This window comes from Nocardia sp. CA-107356, from assembly GCF_050946365.1.
Classification (GTDB): domain Bacteria; phylum Actinomycetota; class Actinomycetes; order Mycobacteriales; family Mycobacteriaceae; genus Nocardia.
In genome coordinates this window covers 2,234,072-2,260,535 of sequence record NZ_CP191992.1, presented here as the reverse complement: position 1 = coordinate 2,260,535, position 26,464 = coordinate 2,234,072, and the positions used below count along the sequence as shown (strand labels likewise).

Here is a 26,464-nt window from a genome sequence, read left to right as displayed (position 1 = left end):
ACGCCGTATCCGAATCAATCGAATTGCCGCCCGAAGACCGATCGACCAGAATTCGAATCGGTGCCTCGTGCCGACTTCTACAACCGGCTGGCGTTATTCGATGCCCACAGCGATTTAAAGAACTGGAATACCAGGATCACGGGCAGGATGAATGCTTTGAAGACGAGGAAATAGGTGCCGCCTTCGAAGAAGAAGGCCAGGTAGAAGCCGTATCCGAAAAATAGGACGCCGACGATCGCGTCGAATGCGCGCATGCCCGCGCTCTGCGTCTTGAAGTAACTCATGGCGATCAACGCGATTCCGCTGACGAGCAGCAGAATCACGTACCACGAGAACAACGGGTCGGCACTGAAATCCAGGTTCATGGATATCCCCAATCATGTACGGAAACAACAGAGTTGGGTGATACCCCCGATGAGAACCCCCCGAACTGCGATGAAGAATGCCACAGCGGGGGAATCCACGCAAACGATAGGCGGAGACACCACTCACAGCGCATACATAGCCAGCCCCCATACGGCCCCTAGCCCCCATCCATAACGTCACCGTGGACAGAGCAATCCCGACAACGGTAAGGACAACGCAGTGAGCGCACATCCCGCACACCGCGGCGACGGCGAGGTACACGAACACGATCTCGGCCTCGCCCACGACTTGAAGGTGATGTCACGCCGCCGCGCCCTGTACTTCTTCGGCGCCGCGGGGGCGGCGACTGTCGCGGCGGGCTGCTCGTCGGCGCCGACCACCAGCGCGAACACCACCGCGCAGCAGACGAGCACCGCACCGAGCAGCACGGTCACCGCCGCACCACCCGAGACCGCGGGCCCCTACCCGGGCGACGGCTCCAACGGCCCCAATGTACTGATCGAATCCGGCGTGGTCCGATCCGATATCACCACCAGCTTCGGCTCGTATTCCGGTGTCGCACAGGGTGTTCCGATGACGCTGAAGCTCTCGTTGCGCGACCTCGCGAACAGCGGCGCCGCGGCCGAGGGCATGGCCGTATACATATGGCACTGTGACCGCTCGGGCGAATACTCGCTCTACGGCAAGGGCATCACCGACCAGAACTACTTGCGCGGCGTCCAGGTCGCCGATGCCAAGGGCGAGGTGAGCTTCACTTCGATCTTCCCGGCCTGCTATTCCGGCCGCTGGCCGCATATCCACTTCGAGGTCTACGACTCGCTGAGCACCGCCGTCGCCGGGCAGAACGCACGACTCACCTCACAGATCGCACTGCCGCAGGACGCCTGCAACACCGTTTTCGCCGCCGACTCCGGATACGCGCAGAGCATCAGCAACCTGTCCCAGATTTCGCTGTCCTCGGACAATGTCTTCGGTGACGGCTGGGACGCCGAAATGGCCACCGTCACAGGCACTCCGGCCTCGGGTATGGCCGTATCGATCACCGTCGGCGTTGCGGAGAAGTCACAGAACACCCAGTCCGGCGGCGGTGCCGGGATGCCGCCGAGCCAGGGCGGCACCGGCGGGCCGGGCGGACCACCTCCGCGCGCTGAGTGAGCAAGCGCTCGGCCCCCGTTCCGTACCTGACGGATCGGGGGCCGATAACGCGAAACCCATTGCGCAACTATACGTTTTCGGATGCTATCTGCCGCGCCAGCGCCCAGATGATCACCACATCGAGGGCAATCATGACCAACGACCAGAACGGGTAGATCGGCGCGAACACGAAGTTGTCCAGGAGGCTGATCGAGGCCATCACGATGCCCGCCAGATAGCCCCACTTCTGTCCGGTGACAATGGCGATGCCCGCGATGATGATCAGCACCGCGATGATCAGGTGGACCCATCCCCACGTCGCGACGTTGACCTGGAAGACCTGGTCTTCGGTCAGCACGAAGAAATTTCGCTTGCCAATGGCCGCGACGGCGGCGAGCAGATGCAGAATGCCGGTGATCAGGATCAGAACGCCCGCGAAGATCGTCATGTCATTGAGCGCGGGTCCGGTCTTCGCCGGGCCGGAACTGGTCATAACACACACTCCTTCCGAAACGCGTGGTAATCGACGGCCCCAAGGTAACCCCCAGCATGCTCGAAACGACGGAGCGCATCGGCGGGTCACTTGGCCAGACTGGCCTCCGGTTCGGGAGCCGCCACCGCACGGGGTCGGGCCAGCGCACCCGGCCACCAGATCCGATCGCCGATATCCAGGGTCAGGGCGGTGACCAGGATCGAACGCACGATCACCGTATCGAGCAGCACGCCGACCGCGATGACAATGCCCATCTCGGCGAAGGTCACCACCGGCAGCGTCGAGAAGACCGCGAAGGTGCCCGCCAGCACCAGTCCGGCCGAGGTGATCACCCCGCCGGTGGCGGCCAGGCCGATGAGCGCGCCCGCCTTGGTGCGATGCTTGTCCGCCTCCTCGTGCACCCGCGACATCAGGAAGATGTTGTAGTCGATGCCCAGCGCCACCAGGAAGACGAACGCCAGCAGCGGCAGTCCCGCGTCGGCACCCTGGAATCCGGCCAGATCGAAGATCCAGCGGCTGAGCCCGAGCGCGGCGAAGTATGACAGCACCACGGTCGCGGTGAGCAGAATCGGCGCGAGCACCGCGCGCAGCAGCACCATCAGGATCGCCATCACGATGACGAGCACCACCGGCACAATGATCCGATTGTCGTGTGCCACAGCGCGTTTGATATCCAATACGACGGCAGTCTGGCCGCCGACCCTGGCTTGCGGATCCACCGCGTGCACGGCGGCACGCACCCGATCGATGGTGGCGTCGGCGGCCCTGCTGTCCGGCGGATCCGAGAGCGTGCCCTCCAGATAGACCAGATCGTCGTTGCTGATCGGCCGCGTCGGCGCGGTAATGCCCGGTGTCGATCCCAATGCCGCTGCGACGGCATCGGCATGGGCGGAGGTAGCGACGACCATGACCGGCGTACCGGTACCCGCTTCGAAATGTCGTTCCAGCACTTCGGTTCCGGTGACCGCATCGGAGGAGCCGACGAAGGCGTCTTTATTCGCGATGCCGTTCGCCTCCAACCCGGCGACGCCGAGCGCGAGCGCGCCCAGTGCCAGTGCCGTGCCGATCCAGACGGTGCGCGGGCGTCGGTTGATCGCGAATCCGACGCGCGCCCAGATACCGGATTCGGTCTCGTTGACAGTGCCGAAGTTCGGGTGACGCGGCCAGAATATCCACCGGTCGACGATCACCAGCAGCGCGGGCAGCAGCGTCGACATCGCCAGCAGCGCCACCGCGATCCCGATGGCGCAGACCGGCCCGATGCCCTTGGTGGAGTTCATCTCCGCCACCAACAGTGCCAGCATCGACACGATCACAGTGGAGCCGCTGGCCAGGACGGCGGGCCCGGCGCGGTGCAGTGCGACCGCCATCGCCTCGTGTCTATCGGGATGGCGGCGCAGTTCCTCTCGATAGCGCGCCACCAGCAGCAGTGCATAGTCGGTGCCCGCGCCGAAGACCAGCACGGTGAGGATGGCCTGGCTCTGCGCATTGACCGTCAGCCCCAGTTTGGTCGCGCCGAATACCGCCGCCTGCGAAATCGCCAATGCGAAGCCGACGGTGAGCAACGGCAGCGCCCACAGCATCGGACCATAGGTGGCCAGCAGGATGACGATGACGACCGCGGCGGCCGCGTACAGCAGCAAACCATCGATACCCTTGAACGCCTTGCCGAATTCGGCCGCGTAACCGGCCGGTCCGGTGGCGTAGAAGGACAATCCGTCGGGTCGCTCGCCCGCCGCGTCATTGATCGCGCCGACCACATTCATCAGTCGGCTCCAGCCCTCGGACCCCATCGAGATCGGCACCAGAATCTCCAGCGCCTGACCGTCCCTGGACGGAATCGGGCCGAGCACCTTATCGGCCACCACATGCTCGATCTGCCGGAACCGGGTGGCGTCGGCGCCGACCGCGAGCCGGTCGGCGTCGGTGACCCCGCTGCTGCGCTCGTACACCAGCACCACCGGCACCTGGTCGCTATTGCCGAACTTCTCGGCCAGCTTGAACGCCTGCGTGGATTCGGCACTGTCGGGCAGCCAGGTGACATTGTCGTTCTTCTGCGCGCCGGTGAGCTTTCCGGCGAAGGTGCCGAGTGCGAGCAGCGCGATGATCCACACGCCGAGCACCACCCATTTGCTCCGGCGGCCACACGGCATGCGCGAAAGTCTGCCGAGCAGATCGGTCATATCCGGATCGGTCGGTGCGGACATCGGGTCCCCTCGGTCACCACACTGTGCTAGCGACCTGCTAGCAGGCGCTAGCGGCTGGCACCGATGCTACTGCCGGGTTCTGACATCCGCGAGCGAAAATGTGACGCTGCGCCCACTCCGCACGGTAGCCGACCGGGCCGGGTTCACAGCGGGACTCCCCCAGCGGCGACAGCAATCCCGATACCGGCGCGAGGACCACGGTGTCCTCGGCGAACCCGGCCTCGGCGTGCCGATCGGCAAACGGTCGGCGACCACGATGGCGGCGCCGGTATCGATGCGCGGATTTCGCGCCGCGTGCCGCACAATGGGTGCCGCACGCGGTGGTCACCGGCCTTTCTGCGCCATGGTGACAGATACCGCTGCGACACAAGGTGTTGTGCTGCATGGACTTGTCACCCCCAAGGAGTAGTGTTCAGGGGTAGGCAATTCCGTGACGGCAGCGTGCTCGGGAAGGGTGTGGAGGCAGGATGAAACTGATCGATCGGGTGTCGGCGATCAACTGGAATCGGGTGCCCGACGAGAAGGATGCCGAGGTCTGGGATCGCCTGACCGGCAACTTCTGGCTGCCCGAGAAGGTGCCGGTGTCCAACGATATTCCGTCGTGGAACACCCTCACCACCGATGAGAAGCAATTGACCATGCGGGTATTCACTGGCCTGACGCTGCTGGACACCATCCAGGGCACGGTCGGCGCGGTGAGCCTGATCCCGGATGCCGTGACTCCGCATGAGGAGGCGGTGCTCACCAATATCGCGTTCATGGAGTCGGTGCACGCCAAGAGCTACAGCTCGATCTTTTCGACACTCTGCTCCACCCGCGAGATAGATGACGCGTTCCGCTGGTCGGAGGAAAACCGAAATCTGCAGCGCAAGGCCGAGATCGTGCTCGAGTACTACCGCGGCGACGATCCGCTCAAGCGCAAGGTGGCCTCCACCCTGCTGGAGAGCTTCCTGTTCTACTCCGGCTTCTACCTGCCGATGTACTGGTCCTCGCGAGCCAAGCTCACCAACACCGCCGATCTGATCCGCCTGATCATCCGTGACGAGGCGGTGCACGGGTACTACATCGGCTACAAGTACCAGAAGGGTCTGGAACTGCTCGGCCAGGCCGAACGCGACGACCTCAAGAACTACACCTTCGAGCTGCTTTTCGAGCTCTACGACAACGAGGTCGAATACACCCAGGACCTCTACGACGAGGTCGGCCTCACCGAGGACGTCAAGAAGTTCCTGCGCTACAACGCCAACAAGGCCCTGATGAACCTCGGCTACGAAGGCCTGTTCCCCAAGGACGAAACCGACGTCAACCCGGCCATCCTCTCGGCACTGTCCCCCAACGCCGACGAAAACCACGACTTCTTCTCCGGCTCCGGCTCCAGCTACGTCATCGGCAAGGCCGTCAACACCGAAGACGAAGACTGGGAGTTCTGACGCCCGCCACAACGAAATCCGGCTCGATCCCCAGATCGAGCCGGATTTCTCATATCTCGAACTACTTGTCGCCCTTGGGCTCCCGCAGAATCCGCAGGATCTGAGCGACATCGGACTTCAGGGTCCCGACATCAGACTCCAGCGATCCCAGTCGACCATCCATCACATCTTGATGCGACGCCACGTTGCCGATGTCGACACTCATCGAGATCAGGCGCGACGCAACCGATCTCCCATCCAGATCGCCGATACTCGCACGAACGTCGGCCATGCCGAGGTGCAGCGCGGCTAGTTGCTCGTGGATTTGCGTCACCGTCACAGTATCCCGGGTGATCTGGTGATCTCGCCAGAGTTCGAGTTCATATACCCGCTGCCCAAGAGATTTCTCGTTGCCACTCATAGGTCGAGCCCTCCCCTTGTCCGCCGCAATATCGAAAGCGTGTTCGACAATAGCGGTCGGCTCTGACAACGGCTGCACTTTGAGCCCGCGGCAGCGGACACGCCGAACGGCGCGCCGCTGGTGCTTCGCGATCAGATGCCGAGGACGAGTTTGGCGGTGGTGAAGTAGATGATGAGGCCGGTGGCGTCGACCAAGGTGGTCACCATGGGTGCGGAGACGACCGCCGGGTCGATGCGGAAGCGCTTGGCCAGCAAGGGCATGGTGCCGCCGATGGTGGCGGCCCAGCCGCAGATGATGACCAGGGTGATGCCGACGACCAGGGCGGTGCCCGGATCGACGAACAGCGCACCGATGGCAACGCCAGCGGTGGCCAGCATGGTGCCGAGTACCAGGCCGACGCGGCATTCGCGCCAGATCACCGTGAACAGGTCCGAGCCGCGCACCTCCCCGACGGCGAGTGCGCGTACACAGGCGGTCGCCGCTTGGGCGCCCGCATTGCCGCCCGCGCCGATGAGCAGCGGGATGAACAGCGCCAGGTGCGCCGCCTGCTGCAGAGTGCCCTCGAAGAAATCGGTGACACTGACCGTCAAAGTGGCCGCGAACAGCAACAGCAGCAACCACAGCGCACGGTAGCGGGCCAGCTGGAAGACCTTGGCCGCCATGTAGTGGCCCTCCCACGGCGCGGAGCCCGCCTGCTTGGCGACATCCTCGCTATCGGCGGCCTCGATGACCTCGACCGCATCATCGATGGTGAGCAACCCGACGAGCCGGTCCTCACTGTCGACAACCGGCAGGTTGATGACATTGGTCTCGCGCATCAGCCGCGCCGCCTGCTCCGCGGAGTCGGTGGCACGCACGAACGTCGGTTCGGTGACGACCAGATCCGACACCATGGTGTCGGGCCGGCTCAGCACCAGTTCGCGCAATTCGACAATGCCGGTGAGGCGGCGGCCGGAGTCGACGACGGGCAGCGTGTACACCGTCTCGGCATTGATGCCTTTGATCCGCACCGTCTGCAACGCGTCGGGGACGCTCAAATTACGGGGCAGCGCAACGACTTCCGGCGTCATATAGAGCCCGACCGAGCCCTCCGGATAGCCGAGCAACGCCGCGGTCATCCGCCGTTCGCGCGCGCTCAGTCCGGCCAGCACCTTCTTGGCGACCTTGGCGGGTGCCTCGCGCAGCATCCTGGCCCGGTCGTCGGGGTCCATGCCCTCGACCAGCTCGCGGAAGCTCTGATCGCGCAGACCCTCCAGAATCTGTTGCTGGTCAACGGGTTCGAGCTCCTCGAAGACGGCGAGCGCCAGATCCTTGTCGAGCAGACGGAAGGCAACGCCAGCCTGGACGGCGTCCATGCGTGCGAGTTCGTCCGCGATGACATGCGGCGGATGGTCGTCGAGCCAGTCGAGCGCGGCGTCGACACGATGGGTATCCGCGACGTCGCGCAGGGATGCGGACAGCGTCGGACGTGCTTCGATGAGATCGGTCTGCGACATGGGAGGTCCTCAGCACATAACGGCGAGTAAGGCGGTGAATCGAAAACGAAGTAACACCGCGGGCACCAACCCGAAGACCGGCGATCAGGGGAAGCTATTGCTCCCGAGAGCTGACGACAGTACGAAGGGCGGCGCCGCGCGGCCTTCGACTGGGAGGTTCGCTGCGCATGGCAACCCCACCTCCTTCTCGTCACTGCGTGGTCCACACCAGCGCAGATCTACCGTATGCGCCGCCAGGACAAGGCGAAACGCAAAGCTTCCTCGTGCAGGATACACGCGCATCGGGGGGCGATCACATTCGAAGAGCGTAAGGATCGGCGACAATTCGGCCAACAATGGCCCGGATCACATCCGATCGATTCCGATGTCAGGAACCGAATGTCGCGGCGACGGCGACCTCGACCTCGGACCAGGTCGCGGTATGCCGCACCCAGTCCGGTACGTCCGCGCCCTGTACACCGAAAAGATAGCGGTTGGGCACCACATCTCGCAGCGCCCGGTGCACGTCGAGCCGGTCGTCGATCATATGCGTGATCCCCAACTCGGCGCAGTGGATCGCCTTGTCCGCACGCTTGCGGCAGAACCGCACGTTGTCGCTCGGTACCCCGGTCCGCTGGTAGAACCCTTGGTGGTCGAGCCACTGCAGGGTCCGTTCCTGAACGCGAGGGCCGCATTTGGAGATCACCCAGGCCTGCCCGTCGAACCGTGCGACCAGGCGGGCCAATACTTCGAACGCACCGTCCGTCGGCGGCGTGGCCAATGCCGCTTCGATGCCGCCGGAGAGAAAGACCGTATCGTCGCCGCCGTCCGGCAGGGCGGCCCCCTGAATGACTCGACCGAAATCCACCCCGAGTCGAGGTTGTCCATAACTATTCATCACTATCGTGATCCAGCTTGACCCGAATTCTGTTCCGGCGCCAGCGATTTTCGGCTCGCGCTGGCTCACCCGGCGCATCGAGCGGTGTCCGCCGCACTGCATACTGGGTCCGAAGATGTGTAGAGCCTGTGTGGCGTGCACAGACTGGGTAGGGGGAATCCGCAAATGTATCCGGGCAATTCGTCGACCAACGGTCACCACGACGCCGCGCCGCACCTGAGTGCACAGCGAACCGCTCCGCCCAGCCCCGCATATTCGGCGATCGGCGATCCGGAGGACACGCGGGGTCGGGAGCTCCCGGGTAACGGACCGGTGGCAGGTATCGAAGCACCGGCATCGAAGGCCCGATTCGAACGCGACCCGAACGGGAAGCTGCGCTACACCGACTCCACGCAAAGGCCCGCCGACGATACGTTTCTGACTGTCGGCAGGCGTAACCCGGACGGTTCCATCGAAGAGTCCGGCGGCTACGCAGCAGTTGGCTTCCTCATCGACTTGATTCTGCATATCGGTATCGGCACGGGCGTGTGGCTGGCCCTCGACCAGTACGCCCACCAGCCACAACGTGCAGTTTTCCTGGGCGTACTCGCCGGGGTCACGGCGTCGTTCGTGCATCGGGTCTGCATTCAGCGGATCAGCCAGACCACTCTCGGCAAGGCGATCTTCGGGCTCCGGACCACACACCGCGACGGCTCCTCGGTGACGCTGTGGGAATTGGTCGTGCAGTGGTTCACCGGAGCGTTCGCCGTCATCGTCACCCCACTGTCCTTCCTGGGCTGACACACCTACCAGTTCGGCGCAGGCAGCGCGGAACGGTTGCCCGCAAGCCGCGGACACGGAACAGTGGAGGCGGGTAGTGGCTCCGGCCGGGCGTCCCCCGCGGCGTTCGGCCGGAATCGTGCTGCCGCCACACCGCGGCTGAGATCCCGTCCTGGAGCAGTTCGCGGCCAGGTTCGGGTATATACGTGAAGGAGAGATCTGTGCGCTTCGGCATCTTCATTCCGCAGGGTTGGCGGCTCGATCTGGTCGGTATCGAACCGGCGGCGCAGTGGGGGGCGATGCGCGATCTGGCCCAGCGGATCGATAGTGGCGATACCTGGGAGTCGCTCTGGGTGTACGACCACTTCCACACGGTGCCGGTGCCGACCGAGGAGGCCACGCATGAGGCCTGGACATTGATGGCGGCGTTCGCGGCCAGTACCTCGCGGGTGCGGTTGGGGCAGATGTGTACCGCGATCAGCTACCGCAATCCGGCCTATCTGGCGAAGGTCGCGGCCACCACGGATCTGATCTCGGGCGGCCGGGTCGAGATGGGCATCGGCGGCGGCTGGTACGAGCACGAATGGCGCGCTTACGGTTACGGATTCCCGTCGGCGGGTGAGCGGCTCGGCCGCCTCGACGAAGGTGTGCAGATCTTCAAACAGGCGTGGACCGAAGGCAAGGCCACCCTCGACGGCAAGTACTACCAGGTCGACGGTGCCATCGTGCGCCCACTTCCATTGCAAGAGGGCGGAATTCCGCTGTGGATCGCGGGCGGCGGCGAGAAGAAGACACTGCGGATCGCGGCGAAATACGCGCAGTACACCAATTTCAGCGGTGTTCCGGACGAGTTCACCCGCAAGTCGGAAATCCTGCGCGCCCACTGCGCCGACGTCGGAACCGATTTCGAGGCCATCGTGCGCTCATCGAACTTCAACACGGTGATCGCATCCACGCAAGCCGAAGTGGAAGAACGTCTTTCGACGTTGCAGGCCAAGCTGGCCGCCGTCATCGGCGACGACCGGGCCAAGGCCTTCATCGACGGTATGTTCCGTTCCTCCGCCACCGTCGGCACTCCCGAGCAGGTCATCGAAAACCTCACGAAGGTGCGCGATCTCGGCCTCGGCTATGCCATCTTCAACTTCCCCGAGGCCGCCTACGATACGACCGGAATCGAACTCTTCGAGCGCGAAGTAGCCCCCGCCCTACACTGACCCCCGTTCGCCCCCTCGTCCGCGGGCTGTCGCAGTCAGCCAGTCCGAGCGCCCCGACATCTATACAACTCTAGTCAGGCGGTATGCGCCCGGAAAGCCGAAAGGGGCGGCCTCCGATGGAGACCGCCCCTTTTCGGAAACGACTACAGCATGCAGCTGACGCAACCCTCGACTTCGGTTCCCTCCAAAGCCATTTGGCGCAACCGAATGTAGTACAGCGTCTTGATGCCCTTGCGCCACGCGTAGATCTGCGCGCGGTTCAGGTCGCGAGTGGTCGCGGTGTCCTTGAAGAACAGCGTCAGCGACAGGCCCTGGTCCACGTGCTGGGTGGCGGCGGCGTAGGTGTCGATGATCTTCTCGTAGCCGATTTCGTAGGCGTCGTCGTAGTACTCGAGGTTGTCGTTGTCGAGGTAGGGCGCCGGGTAGTAGACGCGGCCGATCTTGCCTTCCTTGCGGATCTCGATCTTCGACGCCACCGGGTGGATCGAGCTGGTGGAGTGGTTGATGTAGGAGATCGAGCCGGTCGGCGGGACGGCCTGCAGGTTCTGGTTGTAGATCCCGTGCTCCATGACCGAGGCCTCGAGCTGACGCCAATCGTCCTGGGTCGGAATGTGCACGCCCGCATCGGCGAACAGCTGCGCGACCCTCTCGGTCTTCGGCTCCCACGCCTGTTCGGTGTACTTGTCGAAGTACTCACCGGAGGCGTACTTGGATTCGGGGAAGCCGCCGAAATAGCTGCCGCGTTCCTTCGCGATCAGGTTCGAGGCCCGAATCGCGTGGTACACCACGGTGTAGAAGTAGATATTGGTGAAGTCGATACCCTCTTCGGACCCGTAGTGGACCCGCTCGCGGGCCAGGTACCCGTGCAGGTTCATCTGGCCGAGGCCGATCGCATGGGATTCGTTATTGCCCTGTTCGATCGAGGGCACCGAGTAGATGTGCGTCTGATCCGAGACCGCGGTCAGAGCCCGGATCGCCACCTCGATGGTCCGCGCGAAATCGGGTGAATCCATCGTCTTGGCGATATTCAGCGATCCGAGGTTGCACGAAATGTCCTTGCCCACCTCGGCATAGGACAGATCGTCGTTGAACAGCGACGGCGTCGACACCTGCAGGATCTCCGAGCACAGATTCGAGTGCGTGATCTTGCCCGCGATCGGGTTGGCCCGGTTCACCGTGTCCTCGAACATGATGTAGGGGTAGCCGGATTCGAACTGCAGCTCGGCGATGGTCTGGAAGAACTCGCGCGCCTTGATCTTCGACTTGCGGATCCGCTTGTCGTCGACCATCTCGTAGTACTTCTCGGTGACATCGATATCGGCGAACGGCTTGCCGTAGATGCGCTCCACGTCATACGGCGAGAAGAGGTACATATCCTCGTTCTTCTTCGCCAGCTCGAAGGTGATATCCGGGATCACGACGCCCAAGGACAGGGTCTTGATGCGGATCTTCTCATCCGCGTTCTCCCGCTTGGTATCCAGGAACCGGTAGATATCGGGATGGTGCGCGTGCAGGTACACCGCGCCCGCGCCCTGCCGCGCGCCGAGCTGGTTGGCGTAGGAGAACGAATCCTCGAGCAGCTTCATGATCGGGATGACGCCCGAGCTCTGGTTCTCGATCTTCTTGATCGGCGCACCGTGCTCACGAATATTGCTGAGCAGCAACGCGACACCGCCACCGCGCTTGGACAGCTGCAGTGCGGAGTTGATGGAGCGTCCGATGGACTCCATATTGTCCTCGATGCGCAGCAGGAAGCACGACACCGGCTCACCGCGCTGCTTCTTGCCCGAGTTGAGGAAGGTCGGGGTGGCGGGTTGGAAACGGCCGTCGATGATTTCGTCGACCAGCTTGCCCGCGAGTACCTCGTCACCGGCCGCGAGGGTCAGCGCGACCATGACAACGCGGTCCTCGAACCGCTCCAGGTAGCGCTTCCCGTCGAAGGTCTTCAGCGTGTACGAGGTGTAGTACTTGAACGCGCCGAGGAAGGTCGGGAACCGGAACTTCTTGGCGTAGGCCTGCTGGAACAGCGACTTGATGACGGGACGGCTGTACTGGTCGAGAACCTCTGCCTCGTAATAGTTCTCGTCGACCAGGTAGTCCAGCTTCTCGTCGAGGTTGTGGAAGAAGACGGTGTTCTGGTTGACATGCTGCAGGAAGTACTGGTGCGCGGCCTCGCGGTCCTTGTCGAACTGGATCTTGCCGTCGGCGCCGTACAGGTTCAGCATCGCGTTGAGGGCGTGGTAGTCCATCACCTCGCCCGCATCGGCGGAACGGACCGGGGGCTGCTCTAAGCGAGCCGTTTTGCCGGTCGGTGCTGTCGTTGCTGTTGCCAAAACAATCCCAATCCCTCTCGGACGCGTTCGACGTCCTCAGCGGTTCCCATGAGTTCGAAGCGATATAGGTAAGGCACCCCGCACTTGCGCGAGATCACCTCGCCCGCATAGCAATAGGTATCGCCGAAGTTCGTGTTTCCCGCCGCGACGACACCGCGCAGCAGCGCGCGGTTGTGCGGATCGTTGAGGAACTTGGCGACCTGCCGTGGCACGAAATCCTTATCGGATCTATTTCCCCCCAGGACGTGCCGACCGCCCCCGTAGGTGGGGACGATCAGCACGTACGGTTCGTCTACGCGCAGCGAGTCAGCGGTGTGCAGTGGTATGCGAGTCGCCGGGAGTCCCAGCTTCTCGACGAAGCGGTGCGTATTCTCCGAGGCACTGGAGAAGTAGACCAGCGCTGTCCCTGTAGACATGGCTACCTCCTCCCCTTCCCATCGGATGCACCGGAAAGCTGGAAGCGATCAGGCCGCCACGGTCGCGAGTGACTTGATCCGGTCGGGCCGGAAGCCGGACCAGTGGTCCTCACCGGCGACGACGACCGGCGCCTGCAGGTAACCCAGTGCCATGACGTAGTCGCGGGCATCGTCGTTCTCGGAGATATCGATGACTTCGTAGTCCACCCCGGCCTTGTCGAGCGCCTTGTAGGTGGCATTGCACTGGACGCAAGCGGGCTTGGTGTACACGGTGATGGTCATTGATGTCCCTCTCTCCTATGCCTGATCCACAGCCTGTGATCCGTATGCTGATCGTTTCGAGCGACCGGCAAGCGGTCGCTGGCGATGCGTGATCCGACCTACGCTGCGCAAACTCCTGGATCCGTCCTGAAATCCCTGCTCAGCCACTCGGGGCCGAAGCCGATCTCATTCCCGTCTTCCAGTACGGAAGACACTACACCTAGTGGCCGACAGATTCATCCAACACGACATGTTGCGAGTCACAAAGATGAAATTCCCAAGCGGTAAGTACCTGGACGCTCGATTCGCAACCCGACACGACAGTGGCGCAGATCACAATTTCGCACCATAGCGCCCTTTCAGCAAACTTCCTTCGGCGAACGAAAAAGGGGCCGCCCCCGACTCCGCGAACGGAGCCGGGGGCGGCCCTCCGATCAGGACTCGACGCTCAGGCGGACACCAGTTTGCCGGTCGCCTGGACCAGTTCGTGCACGGTGGCGCCGAGCTGGGTCAGCGCCTCGGCATCCTCGCGCGGATGCGCCTGCGCGAACCGTTCACCGAATCCGGCGAAGTGCAGGTGCGCGCCGTCGACGACCCGAGCGCCCGCGACGCCGAGCGCCTTGACCACATCGCCGTGCGCCCACTTGCCCGCGTTCTGGCTGATCGAACCGCTCACCACCGCAACCGGACGATCCGCGAGCGCACCGACGCCGTACGGCCGCGAGGCCCAGTCGATGGCGTTCTTCAGCACCGCGGGGATGCTGCCGTTGTATTCAGGCGTAACCAGCAGCAGTCCATCGGACTGGGCGACCGCGTCGCGCAGCGCCTGCGCGGCGGCGGGTACGGAGCCGGGTACGTCGAGGTCTTCGTTATAGAACGGGATATCGGCGAGGCCCTCGTAGATGGCGATCTCGACACCATCGGGCGCGGTCTGCACCGCGGCCTCGGCGAGCTGGCGATTGATCGAAGCGGCGCGAAGGCTGCCAACAAGAGCAAGGATCCGGGTCTGGCTCATGACAACTCCTGGTGTACTGAATGTGGTGTCCGAACTTCTGCCTACACTAACCGGACCATAGTCCGATTCCATTCCCGGGAGAACCGCGAGAGGCCTGTGAGCTACAGCACATCCATGCCGGACGGAATGATGCCCGAGCGGCCATTGCTCGGCGTCGGCGCGCCCCTGCCCGGCAGCACCGAACGCGCGGACGCGGCGCGCAACCGCCAACTACTCCTGGACGCGGCGCAGCAGCTGGTGCGTGAGCAAGGCGTGGACAGCCTGACCATGGACGCGCTCGCCAAGCGCGCCGGTGTCGGCAAGGGCACCGTCTTCCGCCGGTTCGGCAGCAGGTCAGGGCTGCTGCGCGCACTCTTGGATCACGCCGAGCGAAAGTTCCAGGAAGAGTTCATGTTCGGACCGCCGCCGCTGGGACCGGGTGCGGCGCCGGTGGATCGGCTCGTCGCCTTCGGCCGGGCCCGGCTACTCGATATCGAGGTCGCGGGCGAACTGCACCGCGCCGCGGAAATCGGCGAGGCCAGCGACCGCTATACCGGCCCGCCCTACGGCCTGCTCCGCGCGCACGTGACGATGCTGCTGCGGCAGGTACCGGTCGATGGCGATGTAGTACTGATCGCCGATGGACTGCTCGGCTTGCTCGGCGCCGCGCTGGTGATGCATCAGATGCATGTCCTCGGCTACGACCGCTGTCAGATCGGCGACAACTGGGAGGCCTTCGTTCGGCGGGTTGTCACCCCGTCGCGCCCAGTAGAGTGAGGCGTCATGGGGAACCTGCGTGAACAGATCATCGCCGAGTTGGGCGTCCAGTCGAATATCGAACCGAAGGTCGAAGTGCGGCGGCGGATCGATTTCCTCAAGGACTATCTGAGCGCAAGTCCAGCCCAGGGTTTCGTCCTCGGCATCAGCGGCGGCCAGGACAGCGCGCTGACCGGCCGACTGTGCCAGCTCGCCGCCGAGGAACTGCGCGCCGACGGCGCCGATGCCACCTTCATCGCGGTACGACTGCCCTATGGCGTACAGGCCGACGAAGTCGACGCCCGGATCGCGTTGCGGTTCATCCAGCCCGACCGCTCGGTGGTGGTGAATATCCGTCCCGGCGCCAATGCCGTTGCCGCCGAGGTGGCCTCGGCGCTGCACGTGGATAAGCTGCGCGACTTCGTACGCGGCAATGTCAAGGCCCGCGAACGCATGGTGATCCAATATGCCATCGCCGGTCAGGAGAACATGCTCGTCGTCGGCACCGACCATGCCGCCGAGGCGGTCACCGGCTTCTTCACCAAATTCGGCGACGGCGGCGTCGACATCACCCCGCTGACCGGACTCACCAAACGCCAAGGCGCGGCACTGCTGCAGGAGCTCGGCGCACCGTCGAGCATCTGGTCGAAGGTCCCCACCGCCGACCTCGAGGACGACCGCCCGGCACTGCCCGACGAGGAGGCATTGGGCCTGCGGTACAGCGAGATCGATGACTACTTGGAGGGCAAGGACGTCACGCCCGAGGTCGCCGAGAAGCTCGAAACGATCTTCGTGAACACCCGACACAAGCGCACCGTCCCGGTCACCCCGCTCGACACCTGGTGGCGCTGAGCCTGTTACCGGCCGAGCCCCCGGCCTACTTCACGTCCGCTTCCTCGATCAGCCTGCGGTGCAGTTCCTTGGTCATCGCATGAATGGACTTCGTCAGCTCCAGATCGCTCTTGAGCTGTAACTCCTGTTCGGTGAAGTCGTGGTCGGCCTTGATCTGCTGGAACTGCGCCTGCCGGTTCTGGCCGATCATCACAAAGGTCGACAGGAAGATCGCCTCCAACGAGACGACCAACGTGAGAGTCGGCCATGGACTCCGCTCCAACCACAGCATCCAGACCGCGAACAGCCCCGCATGGATGTACACGAACTGCATCGACCCGGCGAATCTGGTGATCTGGTCGGCGAGCCGCAACTGGAAGCTGGCCGCCCGCATCTCCTGCTGTTTCAGAACCGCAGGATGCAGCGACAACATCGGCGCCTTGATCATGACTCGGCCTCCTCCAACTGGCACAACGAAACCCGTTGGCGCACTGATGCTAACGCCCTCCCCCGCCCCGCCGACGCCCGTGACGTGTCCCAACCGGCTCGACTACGCACAAGCCGGCACGCCCGCCCCCGACGGTAGTCAAATGGTCGCACGGAGAACTCCCCTGAACCGCCTTATGACTCCGTCGCCATCCGGCCGCATGGGGGGTCAGCCGCCGGCGAAGGGGGGTAGGACGTCGACTCGGGGGGTGAGGGTGGCCGAGGGGTCGCGGGTGAGTTCGTCGCCGATCAGGTAGGCGCAGACTCGGAGCATCTTGTCCAGGTCGGGGCCGTAGGAGGCGGCGAGGGTGGTGCGCAGATCGGCGACCGTGGCATCGGCCGGGAATTCCAGGGTTTCCCGGTCCTTGCCGACGGCGTCGGCGATGGCTGCGAAGTAGCGGATCTCAACCACCGATGGCTCCCATCGTGCGTTCCGGGGGTACGAAACCCTCGGCGTCGATACCGTGCCCCGCCCACTTGTTCCACATGGCGCCGCGCCAGATGGTGGCGATCTCGTCGTCGTCGGCGCCTGCGCGCAGTGCCTGACGCACGTCGAATTCTTCATCGCTGAACAGACACGAACGCAGCATGCCGTCGGCGGTGAGCCGGGTCCGGTCGCAGGTATCGCAGAACTTGCGGGTCACCGTCGCGATGATGCCGACCGTCGCCGGACCGCCGTCGACGACCCACTTCTCCGCCGGAGCCGACGGATCGGACCGGCCTGCCTCGGTGAGGGTGAAACGCGTACCGAGGACATCGAGCAATTCCGCCGCGGTCACCATATTGGCGCGGGCCCATTCATGATCGGCGTCCAGCGGCATCTCCTCGATGAACCGCAGCTCGCAGCCTTCGTCCAGACACCACCGCAGCAGCTCCGACGCACCGGCGAGGGTGTCGCGCATCAGCACCGCGTTGATCTTGATCGGCGCCAGCCCGGCGTCTCTGGCCGCGCGGATGCCCGCGAAGACCGATTCGAGTCGGTCGCGGCGGGTCAGGCGGGCGAAGCCGAGCCGATCCACGGTATCCAGCGAGACATTCACCCGACTCAGCCCGGCGGCCGCGAGCGCGTTGACCCGATGGGCGAGTCCGACACCATTGGTCGTCATCGACAGCGGAACCTCGGGCACCCGCTCGTGGCAGCCCGCGATGATCCGCTCGAGATCGCGGCGCATCAGCGGTTCGCCGCCGGTGAACCTGACCTCGCGCACCCCCAACTCCCGCACCGCGAGCGCGACCAGCCGCACGATTTCCTCGACGGTCAACAGTTCGTCGTGCGGGATCGGCGGCAGGCCCTCCTCGGGCATGCAGTAGGTGCAGCGCAGCGAGCACTTCTCGGTGATCGATACGCGCAGATCGCGTGCGGTCCGCCCGAATCGATCCACCAGGTACGGCGTGTCGGGGCGTCCGTCGAGCGAGGGCAGCCTGGACCGCACGGCGGGAATCCCCATCTCGACCAGTGTCACACATCCATTATGACCGGTCGGCACGCTGGGCCCATGGGCAGACCGCACCATCGTGGCCTCACAAACTCCGAGTTCGGCAGGTGAGCGTTCGTGCGAAACGACAGGAGAACTCGCTACCGATCGGCGATTAGGCTGACCGCATGACCTCGCGCCACACCACCTCCGGTGGCCACCGACCGGGCCGCGCCGCGGCCCGGTCCGCCGACGCGTACCGCGACACCATCGAAGCACTGCTGCGACCGTTGGCACCGCGACCGGTCGAATCCGTCGCGGTGCCCGCGGCGCTGGGCCGACAGTTGGCCGAGGACATCCACGCCCCGGTGGACCTGCCGGTGTTCCGCAATTCGGCGATGGACGGATACGCGGTGCGTGCCGAATCGGTCGTGCTCACGCCGGTGACGCTGCCGCTGGCCGGTGTGGTCGCAGCGGGCGCAGCAGGACAAACCCCGCTACGGGCGGGCTACGCGATGAAGGTGATGACCGGTGCGCCCATTCCGCCCGGCGCCGATTGCGTGGTGCCGGTGGAGGATGTGCACAGCGACGGCGCGACGGTGACCGTCGAGCGGGGCCGCACCGCGGGCGAATTCGTGCGCGAACCTGGCACCGATGTGCGCACCGGCGAGTTGCTGGCGCGGGCGGGCACCACGGTCGCCCCGCGCCACATTGCCGCGCTCGCCGCGGTCGGGCTCCCGACGGTGCGGGTATGCCAGCCGATTCGCGCGGCGGTGATCACCACCGGTGACGAACTCGTCCCCGCCGGAACGCCATTGCGCCCCGGGCAGATCTACAACTCCAACGGCATCGCCCTCGCGGCCGCGCTCACCGCCAACGGCGTCACCGTCGTCTCGGTCGAGCACAGCACCGACGATCCCTCGGTATTCCGCGAATTACTTTCCGCCGCAACGGAATCCGCCGATATCGTCTTCACTTCCGGCGGGGTGTCCAAGGGCGACTTCGAGGTGGTCAAGGATGTGCTGCGGCCGATGGGCGGGGAATTCGGCTCGGTCGCGATACAACCCGGTGGGCCGCAGGGACTCACCGTCGTCAACGGTGTGCCGGTACTGAGCTTTCCGGGAAATCCGGTGAGCACCATGGTGTCCTTCGAGGTGTTCGCCCGGCCGATACTGCGCCGCCTGGCCGGGCTGCCCGAGGTCGAGATCTACGAAGTGCCGCTGCGCAATGCGGTGCGCTCGCCCGAGGGGCGACGTCAATTCCTCCGCGGACGGCTGGTCCGCGACGATAGCGTCGCGCCCGGATTGCACCGGAACCCGGAAGCCGTCGAGGTCGTCTCTGGACCCGGTTCCCATCTCATCGCAGGCATGGCCTGGGCGGATGTGCTGATCGATGTGCCAGCGGAGGTCGCCGCGCTGCCCGTCGGCGCGGCTGTGCGAGTGTGGTTGCTATGAGTGAGTTGTCCCATGTCGACCAGGAGGGTCGCGCCCGCATGGTCGATGTGAGCGCGAAATCCGACACCACCCGGATCGCGGTCGCGGCCGGTGAGCTGCGGACCACGGCCGAGGTGATCGCACTGGTACGGGCCGACGATATGCCGAAGGCCGATGTGCTCGCCACCGCCCGGATCGCCGGTATCGCGGGCGCGAAGAAGACCTCCGAGCTCATTCCCCTGTGCCATCAGCTGGCGCTGTCCTCGGTGAAGATCGAATTCGGGTTCACCGACACCGCGATCACGATCGAGGCGAGCGCAAAGACCAAGGGCCCCACCGGCGTCGAGATGGAGGCGCTCACCGCGGTCGCGGTGGCGGGACTCACCTTGCACGACATGGTGAAGGCGGTCGACCCGGCCGCGACGCTCAATGCCGTCCGGCTGCTCACCAAAGAGGGTGGCAAACACGGACATTGGGAACGCCCCGAAATGCCCGAGACAGCCGTTCAGTCGCTCGACAATGACACAGCGGCCACCGAATCCACCGAAGATGCTGCGGCGGTGGATATCTCGGATTCCGGCGAACGCTCGGCGGTGGTGCTGGTCGCCTCCACCGGCGCCGCGGTCGGCACCCGCGTGGACACCACCGGCCCGGTACTCGCGCAATGGCTTGCCGAACTCGGCTTCTCGGTGCGCGGACCGCTGGTATACGCGGATGCCGAGATCGATATCGGCCTCGCCGACGCCCTGCGCTTCGAACCGTCGCTGGTGATCAGCACCGGCGGCACCGGGGCCTCCCCCACCGATGCCACGCCCGAGGCGACGCTGGCCGTACTGGATCGCCAATTGCCCGGTGTCGCAGAGGCGATTCGGCACCGCGGCACCGCGAAGTTCCCGTTGGCCGCGCTCAGTCGCGGGGTGGCCGGACTGGCGGGCCGATCGGTGATCGTGAATCTGCCCGGCTCACCCGGCGGGGTCAAAGACGGTATGGCGGCGCTCGAGCCGCTACTGGATCATCTGCTCGCACAAGTGGCAGGAGGCGGCAGCCATGACAACAAGTGAATTCGCGGCCGTACGCCTGGCGGGTATCAGCGATCAGCCGCTGGATCCGGCGGTGGTCGAGGCCGCGGTGACCGGGCCGGAACACGGCGCGGTCGTGGTGTTCACCGGCAAGGTGCGCGATCACGATGGCGGACAGGCGGTTTCTGCGTTGGAGTATTCCGCGCATCCGGAAGCCGAACGGTTCCTGCGCAATTGCTGCGCCGCACTCGCCGAACGCTCCGGGCTGCCGGTGGCGGCCGTGCACCGGGTCGGTCAGCTGACCGTCGGTGATCTCGCGATCGTCGTCGCCGTCGCCGCCCCGCATCGCGCCGAAGCCTTTTCCACCTGTGCGGAATTGGTGGATCGGATCAAGCACGAGGTGCCGATCTGGAAGCGCCAACTGTTCGCCGATGGTCTCTCGGAGTGGGTCAACGCCTGCGGGTAAAGGGCCATTGCCAACGGACTACCTCATCGCGAGCGCCGGTTGTTGTTCCCCGAAACAACACTGTGACGCGATTTCAGTGACGATTCAATACCTGCGGGATAGCGTTCTCCCGCAGACGATCCGTCGATCCGCGGTAGGAGGGACGCATTGGGCACCGACCAGGTATTGCTGCACAGATTCGTCATCGCACAGCTCATTGCGGCGGGGGTGGACCGTGATCGGCTGATCCGCGAGACCGGACTACCCGAGTGGACCATGGTCGGCGAGGATGTGTACCTGCCGAGTCACATGTTCTCGCGGCTCTGGGAATTCGGCGAATTCGCGCTCGGCGAACCGAATGTCGCACTGCGCGTGGCCAGTCGCTACGAACTGACCAGCCTCGGCCTCTACGACTATCTGTTCGCCACCGCACCGACGCTCGGCGCCGGCCTGGCGACCTGTGGCCCCTACGTCGCCGCGGTGACCACCAACCACCGCTTCGACCTGGTCACCGAGAATGAACACGAGGTTTCGATCTACCTCGACATGATCAACGGCGAGGGCCGCGGCCGCGACCTCACCCAACTGTGGGGGCTGGCGGCGGTGCTCAGCCGGGCGCGGCGGGTGATCCGCGAACCGGTTATCCCGCTGCGGGTATCGCTGCGACAGCAGGCACCGGTCAGATTCGACACCTTCGTCGAGGTATTCGGTACGCCCGCCATCGAATTCGACGCACCGGTCGATGCCTTGACCTTCCGAGCCAGCGATATGGACCTGCCGCTGACCACCAGCGATCCGGTGCTCGCAACCGTGCTGCAGCCGCTGGCCGACGCGCTCCCGCCACCACCGCCCTTGGCGACCGCATGGCCAGAGCGGGTCGCCGCTGCGGTCGCCGATGCGCTGGCCGAGGGGGACGTATCGCTGGATCAGGTGGCCCGCCGACTCGCCACCAGCCCGCGCACGCTGCAGCGCAGGTTGATGGAGGCGGGTACCACCTGGCGGGTGGAATTGGAGCGGGGGCGCAATGCCCGCCTCGCCCGAGCGAATGCGGATGGGCCGCTGAGCCGAACTCGCCAAGCCGAACTACTCGGGTATGCGGACGTGAGGTCGATGCGGCGGGCGGCCCGCCGTCGGTCCATGACCCAGCTCATGCACCGATCGGACCTACCGGCCTGATCCGCCGCATCCCCCCGCGCCGAACCCTTGTTCCAGCACGGACGCGGTCACACCTTCAGGAAGGTTGCCGCGATACGCCAGAAGGTCGAATCCTCGATGGCACGAAAATCCCAGCTGTCGACGATATCGCGGGATGCGGCGACGATGGCGGGCACATCGAAATCGTCACGGGTGGCTGTGCCCTTGGCCTCCAGTGCGGCGACCACATATGCCGTTGCGCTCTCCCAGGTCTCTGACACGAACTCTCCCCTCGGTCGTAGAGACAAATACGGTCGATCACGGTTCTGGGCCGAACCGACACCACGCGCGGCACGTTCGCTCCGTTGCGCATATGCCGCGCGCGGCGGGGCAATGTGTCAGTTTTAAGACCGCGCAGTCGCCGGGCCAAGTGCCGAACGCGCCAACTTCGAGCACAACACGCCAACTTCGCCGAAGCGTCCGTAGCTGCCCGAGCGTCAGTGTGGGGTGTAGCGCCAGATGCCGAGCATGGCTGCAGGATCCAGCGGTTCGGCGTCGGTGTGCACAGTGTCGTGCAGCCGCCGCAGCGCCGCGTCGGCGGGTAGACCCGCGCCGATCAACACCAACTGAGTCGTGCGGGATTCGCCGCGCGACCAGGAGTCCGGTTCGAAGACGATGTGGCGACCGACCATATGCAGTACGAACTTGCGGCGTTCGGCCGCGACACCGAAGGCGGCGAATCCCTTGGCACGGAACAGGCCCGGCGGCGGGTCCTCGAGGAATTCGACCAGACGCCGCGGATCCAATTCCCGTTCGCTGGTGAAGGACACGCTGGTGTAGTCCTCGTGGAGATGCCGGTGCCCGGCATGGTCGTGGTGCTCGTCGTGCTCGTCGAGCAGTTCGTCGAAGCTCAATTGTTCGGCGACCCGCGGTATCTCGCGCAGCGGCTCGTCGAACAGCAGGCCCGGATCGATGCGCCCCTGGCTGGTCGCGTACACCGGCACCGGCCCGATCAGCTCGGTGATCTCCTGCCGCAACCGATCCAGCCGATCCCCCGGCACCCGATCGGCCTTGTTCAACACCACCAGATCCGCCAGTCGCAGATGCGTGGCGAGTTCGGGATGGCGCTCGCGACTGTCCGGAAACTGTTCGGCGTCCAGCACCTCGACCAATCCGCCGTAGCGAATGCGCGGATTCTCGCTGCCGACCACCATCCGGATCAGACTGCGCGGTTCGGCCAGACCACTGGCCTCCAGCACGATCACGTCGATCTTGGCGCGCGGCTGCGCCAGCTTGGTGAACAGCTCATCGAGTTCGCCGACATCCACCGCACAGCAGACACACCCGTTGCCGAGCGACACCATGGCGTCGACCTGCCCGGCCACCAGCATGGCATCGATATTGACGGCCCCGAAGTCGTTGACCACCACGCCGATCCGGGTACCCCGGTTATTGCGCAGCAGATGGTTGAGCAGCGTCGTCTTCCCGGATCCGAGGAACCCGGCGACGATCAGGACAGGAATCCGCTCAGCCACCCTGAGTATATTTGCAGCGCCTGCGGCGCTGCGTATTCGCGGGTTGTGTTTTTGGCCGCGCGGGCGCGGCGGGTTCGCGGCCCCCTTGGTCTCGCGTCCGAGCCGTCGAGACTCGCGCCTGCGGCGCATCGCTTCGACGACTCGGACACGAGACGGGCCACGAACGGGTCACTCGTAAGACTCGCTCCGCGGTGGTCACCTCGAGCGGACAGTTCGACACCGGATGTATCCACGCCGGGCGGCCGAGACTCGCGACTACGGCGCATGCACTTCGACGACTCGGACACGAGACGGGCCACGAACGGGTCACTCGTAAGACTCGCTCCGCGGTGGTCACCTCGAGCGGACAGTTCGACACCGGATGTATCCACGCCGGGCGGCCGAGACTCGCGACTACGGCGCATGCACTTCGACGACTCGGACACGAGACGGGCCACGAACGGATCGCTCATATGACTCGCTCCGCGGTGGTCACCTCGAGCGGACAGTTCGGCACCGGGTGTACATCACATGCCTAGTCGTCGAGACTCGCGCGTGCGGCGCGTGTGCTCGACGACTAGGACGCGAGACGGGTTGCCAGTACGAGCCCGTAGTGGTTACGGATGCGGATTACTCGCAACTATGTCCGCAGCTGGGCGGCTGCGCTATTTCGTCGGGCCGAGCAGGGTGCTGGCCAGGCTGTAGGCCAGGTTGATCAGCTGCGAGGTGACCACGGTGTTGTCCATACCGAGCGACGTGACCAGGGGCATCAGCATTTGCATGATCGCGTTGACGAGGGCGGGCAGCCCGCTGGTCGCATTCGGTGTGGTCTGATTCGGCGACAGTTGCGAACCGGGTGTCTGTGCCGTGCCGGGCGACTGCGGGGTGTTGGGCGAGAGTGCGTAGCCCGGCGACTGTGTACCCGCCTGCGGAGCGCTGGGTGCCTGCGACGAGCCGGGCGTCTGCTGCGCGTTCGGCGAACCGGGCAACTGTGTGTAACCCGGCGCCTCTGCGTAGCCGGATGGCGGATTCAGTGCCGCGGGCGCGGTCAGGGGCTGCGGGACAGCCTCTGTCGATGGCACGGACTGTGGCGCCGCCGCGGGCTGTGGCGCCGCCACCGGCTCAGGGAAAGCAGCCGGCTCAGGGAGGGCAGCGGGCTCGGGGAGGGCAGCGGGCTTCGGTGCGATCGGGGCCTGCGGTTCGGCATTGGCCTGGGGCGCGGACGGCACCGTGGGCACTGCTTGCGCCTGCGGCGCGCTCGAGGCCGGAGCCGAAGCGGGTTGTTCGGCCACCGCACTGCTGCCCGATGCCGCCGGCGGCGCCGGCTGCGGGTTGCCCAGCAGGAACCCGACCAGGCCGGTCGCGATGGCCACGGCATGTTTGACCTGTCCCTCTTGCCCCTCCAGCAGGGCGGCGTCCTCGACATTCGCGCCATTGCCCATTTCGATGAACACATCGGGCACGGTGGTCAGTGCCGGACCGGCCACATCCGCGCGGGTCTGCAGACCGTCCTGCGCGCCCGCATAGTTGGCCGCCGGGAAACCGGCCTGCAGATAGGCGTCGCGCACCGCCTTCGTCGCCGCGAGACCCGGCCCGGACTGCACCTGATCGACCTTCGCATCCGGGATCGGCAACTGCGGCAGGATCATGTGGAATCCGCGGTATTGCGCCGGAGCGCTATCGGCGTGGATGCTGACCGCGACGTCGGCCCCCGATGCGTTGGCGGCGGCCGCCCGTTCATCGACGCAGCCGCCCCAGCCGAAGTCGTCCTGACGGCTGAGCACCACCTTGGCGCCGAGATCTTCCAGGGTGGCCCGAACCAGCTCGGCCACCTTCCAGTTGATGGTGTGTTCCGGTACGCCGTTCACCGTGAGCATGCCGGTGGTCTGGCAGTCCTTGGTGCCGCCGCGCCCGTTGCTCACCTGCCTCGCCAGGTTCTCGGCGTGGTTGGGACCCTGATGACCAGGGTCGAGGAATATGGTCTTGCCCGCGAGTTTCGTGGCCATTTCCGGCGATGCCGGATCGGCGACCGCGACCGGGGCCAGCCCGGACAGCGTCACGACCACGGCGGCCGTGACGGCGCCGCAGATACCGGTCCTGATGATGCTTGGCTTCATGTGCGGTGTCGGCGCCCCGGGACGGAGCACCCCTCCCTTCCCACTAGTAACACCAAACCCAGTGGTTAACTCTCGCAACGCCAGCATCAGCAAAGCAAGCTACGTTATCGAAATGTTATCGATGTAGTTGGCCGCATTCTCGCTGATCAGATGACCAAAAGCCGGTCGCAGCGACGCGAAAACGGGGGTTGCCAGCCAGATGCGGATGCTGCGGCCGCCCAGACTCGACCGTCGGCGGGGTCAGGCCACGATCGGCAGGCGGCGCAATGAGCGCAGCGCGTAGTGGACCCGCGTCTTCACGGTGCCGACCGGAATGCCGAAGTCATCGGCGACCTCCTGGTAGGCCCGGTCCCGCAGGATCACTTCCACCACCGCGGCGCGCTGCGATTCGGGTAGCTGCGCGAGCAGGTCCGCGACGAGCAGACCGTCCACAAGCCCTTCGGCGAAGTCCGGGCTCGCGAACCGGACATCGCCGACTTCCCCGACCTCTTCCCATCCGGTATCCGCGGGCCGGGCGGCGCGGGCGCGGGCCATATCGATCATGACGTTGCGTTGAATCGCCAGCAGCCAAGTGCGCACCGTGCCCTTGCGCACGTCGAACATCGCGCAAGAGCGCCAGGCCCGTAGCAGCGTTTCCTGCACCGCCTGTTCGGCCAGCCCCGAATCGCCGAGTCCGCGCACGGCACGCCAATGCAACAGTGCCCAGTCGGCGGCCAGCACGGCGGCGATCCCATCGTCGGTGCACAGACCCGCGCACACCGTCCCACAGGTCGACCGCCTGCCCGCGACATCGACCACCGGACAAATACCACTCATACAACAGATATCGCGGGAACCCGCGCGAGTGGAATCACCGCCGACACAGTGAATTCGGATCCAAGTGATGCCTACTCGGTTGGATGTGTGACAGGAATCTCCGATTTCGCCGAAAACG

General features: G+C 65.1%; 27 protein-coding genes. 10 read left to right on the top strand and 17 right to left on the bottom strand.

Translation table 11 applies throughout. The features are described from left to right. Positions 1-77 precede the first annotated feature (77 nt). Positions 78-365 (bottom strand): hypothetical protein, encoded by a 288-nt coding sequence (locus ACQP1G_RS10225; protein ID WP_433201386.1) that lies wholly within the window; start codon positions 363-365, stop codon positions 78-80. A gap of 220 nt (positions 366-585) precedes the next feature. On the opposite strand from ACQP1G_RS10225, the gene ACQP1G_RS10220 reads away from it, so the two are divergent. Then, on the top strand, positions 586-1,521 hold the full coding sequence (locus ACQP1G_RS10220; protein WP_433201383.1) for a dioxygenase: 936 nt from the start codon (positions 586-588) through the stop codon (positions 1,519-1,521). Positions 1,522-1,588: 67 nt separating this feature from the next. Here ACQP1G_RS10220 and ACQP1G_RS10215 read toward each other — a convergent pair whose 3' ends face one another. Next, entirely contained in the window at positions 1,589-1,993 is a 405-nt protein-coding gene (locus tag ACQP1G_RS10215; protein WP_433201380.1) for a DUF7144 family membrane protein, read from the bottom strand. Positions 1,994-2,079: 86 nt separating this feature from the next. Next, the gene (locus ACQP1G_RS10210) at positions 2,080-4,200 is read right to left on the bottom strand and encodes an MMPL family transporter (protein WP_433201377.1); all 2,121 of its coding nucleotides are present in this window, start codon (positions 4,198-4,200) and stop codon (positions 2,080-2,082) included. A 467-nt stretch (positions 4,201-4,667) separates the two neighbouring features. Between ACQP1G_RS10210 and nrdF the strand changes: the two genes are divergently transcribed. After that, a complete protein-coding gene (nrdF, locus tag ACQP1G_RS10205) occupies positions 4,668-5,630 on the top strand; it encodes a class 1b ribonucleoside-diphosphate reductase subunit beta (RefSeq protein WP_433201374.1) in 963 nt (320 codons plus the stop codon). A gap of 61 nt (positions 5,631-5,691) precedes the next feature. Here the strand turns inward: nrdF and ACQP1G_RS10200 are convergent, their stop codons facing one another. From ACQP1G_RS10200 to ACQP1G_RS10190, 3 genes are all read right to left on the bottom strand, one after another. Then, positions 5,692-6,099: a hypothetical protein gene (locus ACQP1G_RS10200; protein ID WP_433201371.1), complete on the bottom strand. Its 408-nt coding sequence runs from the start codon at positions 6,097-6,099 to the stop codon at positions 5,692-5,694. A gap of 62 nt (positions 6,100-6,161) precedes the next feature. Then, positions 6,162-7,526 carry a magnesium transporter gene (gene mgtE, locus ACQP1G_RS10195; protein WP_433201368.1) on the bottom strand — a complete coding sequence of 455 codons (1,365 nt, stop codon included), beginning with the start codon at positions 7,524-7,526 and terminating at the stop codon, positions 6,162-6,164. 367 nt (positions 7,527-7,893) lie between these two features. Further along, complete coding sequence (locus ACQP1G_RS10190; protein WP_433201365.1) at positions 7,894-8,403, bottom strand: hypothetical protein; 510 nt, start codon at positions 8,401-8,403, stop codon at positions 7,894-7,896. 135 nt (positions 8,404-8,538) lie between these two features. Between ACQP1G_RS10190 and ACQP1G_RS10185 the strand changes: the two genes are divergently transcribed. Next, positions 8,539-9,183 (top strand): RDD family protein, encoded by a 645-nt coding sequence (locus ACQP1G_RS10185; protein WP_433201362.1) that lies wholly within the window; start codon positions 8,539-8,541, stop codon positions 9,181-9,183. 200 nt (positions 9,184-9,383) lie between these two features. After that, on the top strand, positions 9,384-10,376 hold the full coding sequence (locus ACQP1G_RS10180) for an LLM class F420-dependent oxidoreductase (RefSeq protein ID WP_433201359.1): 993 nt from the start codon (positions 9,384-9,386) through the stop codon (positions 10,374-10,376). A 143-nt stretch (positions 10,377-10,519) separates the two neighbouring features. Here the strand turns inward: ACQP1G_RS10180 and nrdE are convergent, their stop codons facing one another. The 4 genes from nrdE to ACQP1G_RS10160 all read right to left on the bottom strand — a co-directional run bounded on the left by nrdE (position 10,520) and on the right by ACQP1G_RS10160 (position 14,401). Further along, complete coding sequence (gene nrdE, locus ACQP1G_RS10175) at positions 10,520-12,625, bottom strand: class 1b ribonucleoside-diphosphate reductase subunit alpha (RefSeq protein ID WP_433208359.1); 2,106 nt, start codon at positions 12,623-12,625, stop codon at positions 10,520-10,522. A gap of 38 nt (positions 12,626-12,663) precedes the next feature. After that, positions 12,664-13,125, bottom strand: a complete 462-nt coding sequence (gene nrdI, locus ACQP1G_RS10170; protein WP_433201356.1) for a class Ib ribonucleoside-diphosphate reductase assembly flavoprotein NrdI — start codon at positions 13,123-13,125, stop codon at positions 12,664-12,666. 48 nt (positions 13,126-13,173) lie between these two features. Beyond that, complete coding sequence (gene nrdH / locus ACQP1G_RS10165; protein ID WP_062985026.1) at positions 13,174-13,407, bottom strand: glutaredoxin-like protein NrdH; 234 nt, start codon at positions 13,405-13,407, stop codon at positions 13,174-13,176. Between the two features lie 427 nt (positions 13,408-13,834). Further along, positions 13,835-14,401 carry an NAD(P)H-dependent oxidoreductase gene (locus ACQP1G_RS10160; RefSeq protein ID WP_433201353.1) on the bottom strand — a complete coding sequence of 189 codons (567 nt, stop codon included), beginning with the start codon at positions 14,399-14,401 and terminating at the stop codon, positions 13,835-13,837. 114 nt (positions 14,402-14,515) lie between these two features. Between ACQP1G_RS10160 and ACQP1G_RS10155 the strand changes: the two genes are divergently transcribed. Both ACQP1G_RS10155 and nadE read left to right on the top strand, forming a co-directional pair. Next, complete coding sequence (locus tag ACQP1G_RS10155) at positions 14,516-15,157, top strand: TetR/AcrR family transcriptional regulator (protein WP_433201350.1); 642 nt, start codon at positions 14,516-14,518, stop codon at positions 15,155-15,157. A 6-nt stretch (positions 15,158-15,163) separates the two neighbouring features. After that, complete coding sequence (gene nadE, locus ACQP1G_RS10150; protein ID WP_433201347.1) at positions 15,164-15,988, top strand: ammonia-dependent NAD(+) synthetase; 825 nt, start codon at positions 15,164-15,166, stop codon at positions 15,986-15,988. A 25-nt stretch (positions 15,989-16,013) separates the two neighbouring features. Here nadE and ACQP1G_RS10145 read toward each other — a convergent pair whose 3' ends face one another. From ACQP1G_RS10145 to moaA, 3 genes are all read right to left on the bottom strand, one after another. Next, positions 16,014-16,415 (bottom strand): DUF1003 domain-containing protein, encoded by a 402-nt coding sequence (locus tag ACQP1G_RS10145; RefSeq protein WP_433201344.1) that lies wholly within the window; start codon positions 16,413-16,415, stop codon positions 16,014-16,016. A gap of 207 nt (positions 16,416-16,622) precedes the next feature. After that, positions 16,623-16,865 carry a MoaD/ThiS family protein gene (locus ACQP1G_RS10140; protein ID WP_433201341.1) on the bottom strand — a complete coding sequence of 81 codons (243 nt, stop codon included), beginning with the start codon at positions 16,863-16,865 and terminating at the stop codon, positions 16,623-16,625. Further along, positions 16,858-17,916, bottom strand: a complete 1,059-nt coding sequence (moaA, locus tag ACQP1G_RS10135; RefSeq protein ID WP_433201338.1) for a GTP 3',8-cyclase MoaA — start codon at positions 17,914-17,916, stop codon at positions 16,858-16,860. The genes ACQP1G_RS10140 and moaA overlap by 8 nt, the downstream gene beginning before the upstream one ends. Positions 17,917-18,056: 140 nt before the next feature. On the opposite strand from moaA, the gene ACQP1G_RS10130 reads away from it, so the two are divergent. From ACQP1G_RS10130 to ACQP1G_RS10115, 4 genes are all read left to right on the top strand, one after another. Then, complete coding sequence (locus ACQP1G_RS10130; RefSeq protein WP_433201333.1) at positions 18,057-19,322, top strand: molybdopterin molybdotransferase MoeA; 1,266 nt, start codon at positions 18,057-18,059, stop codon at positions 19,320-19,322. Beyond that, on the top strand, positions 19,319-20,362 hold the full coding sequence (moaCB, locus tag ACQP1G_RS10125) for a bifunctional molybdenum cofactor biosynthesis protein MoaC/MoaB (protein WP_433201330.1): 1,044 nt from the start codon (positions 19,319-19,321) through the stop codon (positions 20,360-20,362). Before ACQP1G_RS10130 ends, moaCB begins: the two co-directional genes overlap by 4 nt. Beyond that, entirely contained in the window at positions 20,349-20,786 is a 438-nt protein-coding gene (locus tag ACQP1G_RS10120; protein WP_433201328.1) for a molybdenum cofactor biosynthesis protein MoaE, read from the top strand. Before moaCB ends, ACQP1G_RS10120 begins: the two co-directional genes overlap by 14 nt. A 147-nt stretch (positions 20,787-20,933) precedes the next feature. Next, entirely contained in the window at positions 20,934-21,941 is a 1,008-nt protein-coding gene (locus tag ACQP1G_RS10115) for an AraC family transcriptional regulator ligand-binding domain-containing protein (protein ID WP_433201325.1), read from the top strand. A gap of 47 nt (positions 21,942-21,988) precedes the next feature. Here ACQP1G_RS10115 and ACQP1G_RS10110 read toward each other — a convergent pair whose 3' ends face one another. From ACQP1G_RS10110 to ACQP1G_RS10095, 4 genes are all read right to left on the bottom strand, one after another. Next, positions 21,989-22,180: a hypothetical protein gene (locus ACQP1G_RS10110; protein ID WP_433201322.1), complete on the bottom strand. Its 192-nt coding sequence runs from the start codon at positions 22,178-22,180 to the stop codon at positions 21,989-21,991. 216 nt (positions 22,181-22,396) lie between these two features. Further along, complete coding sequence (locus ACQP1G_RS10105) at positions 22,397-23,434, bottom strand: CobW family GTP-binding protein (protein WP_433201319.1); 1,038 nt, start codon at positions 23,432-23,434, stop codon at positions 22,397-22,399. A 644-nt stretch (positions 23,435-24,078) separates the two neighbouring features. Next, positions 24,079-25,530: an N-acetylmuramoyl-L-alanine amidase gene (locus ACQP1G_RS10100; RefSeq protein WP_433201316.1), complete on the bottom strand. Its 1,452-nt coding sequence runs from the start codon at positions 25,528-25,530 to the stop codon at positions 24,079-24,081. A 240-nt stretch (positions 25,531-25,770) separates the two neighbouring features. Continuing rightward, a complete protein-coding gene (locus ACQP1G_RS10095) occupies positions 25,771-26,346 on the bottom strand; it encodes a sigma-70 family RNA polymerase sigma factor (protein WP_433201313.1) in 576 nt (191 codons plus the stop codon). Positions 26,347-26,464 lie beyond the last annotated feature (118 nt).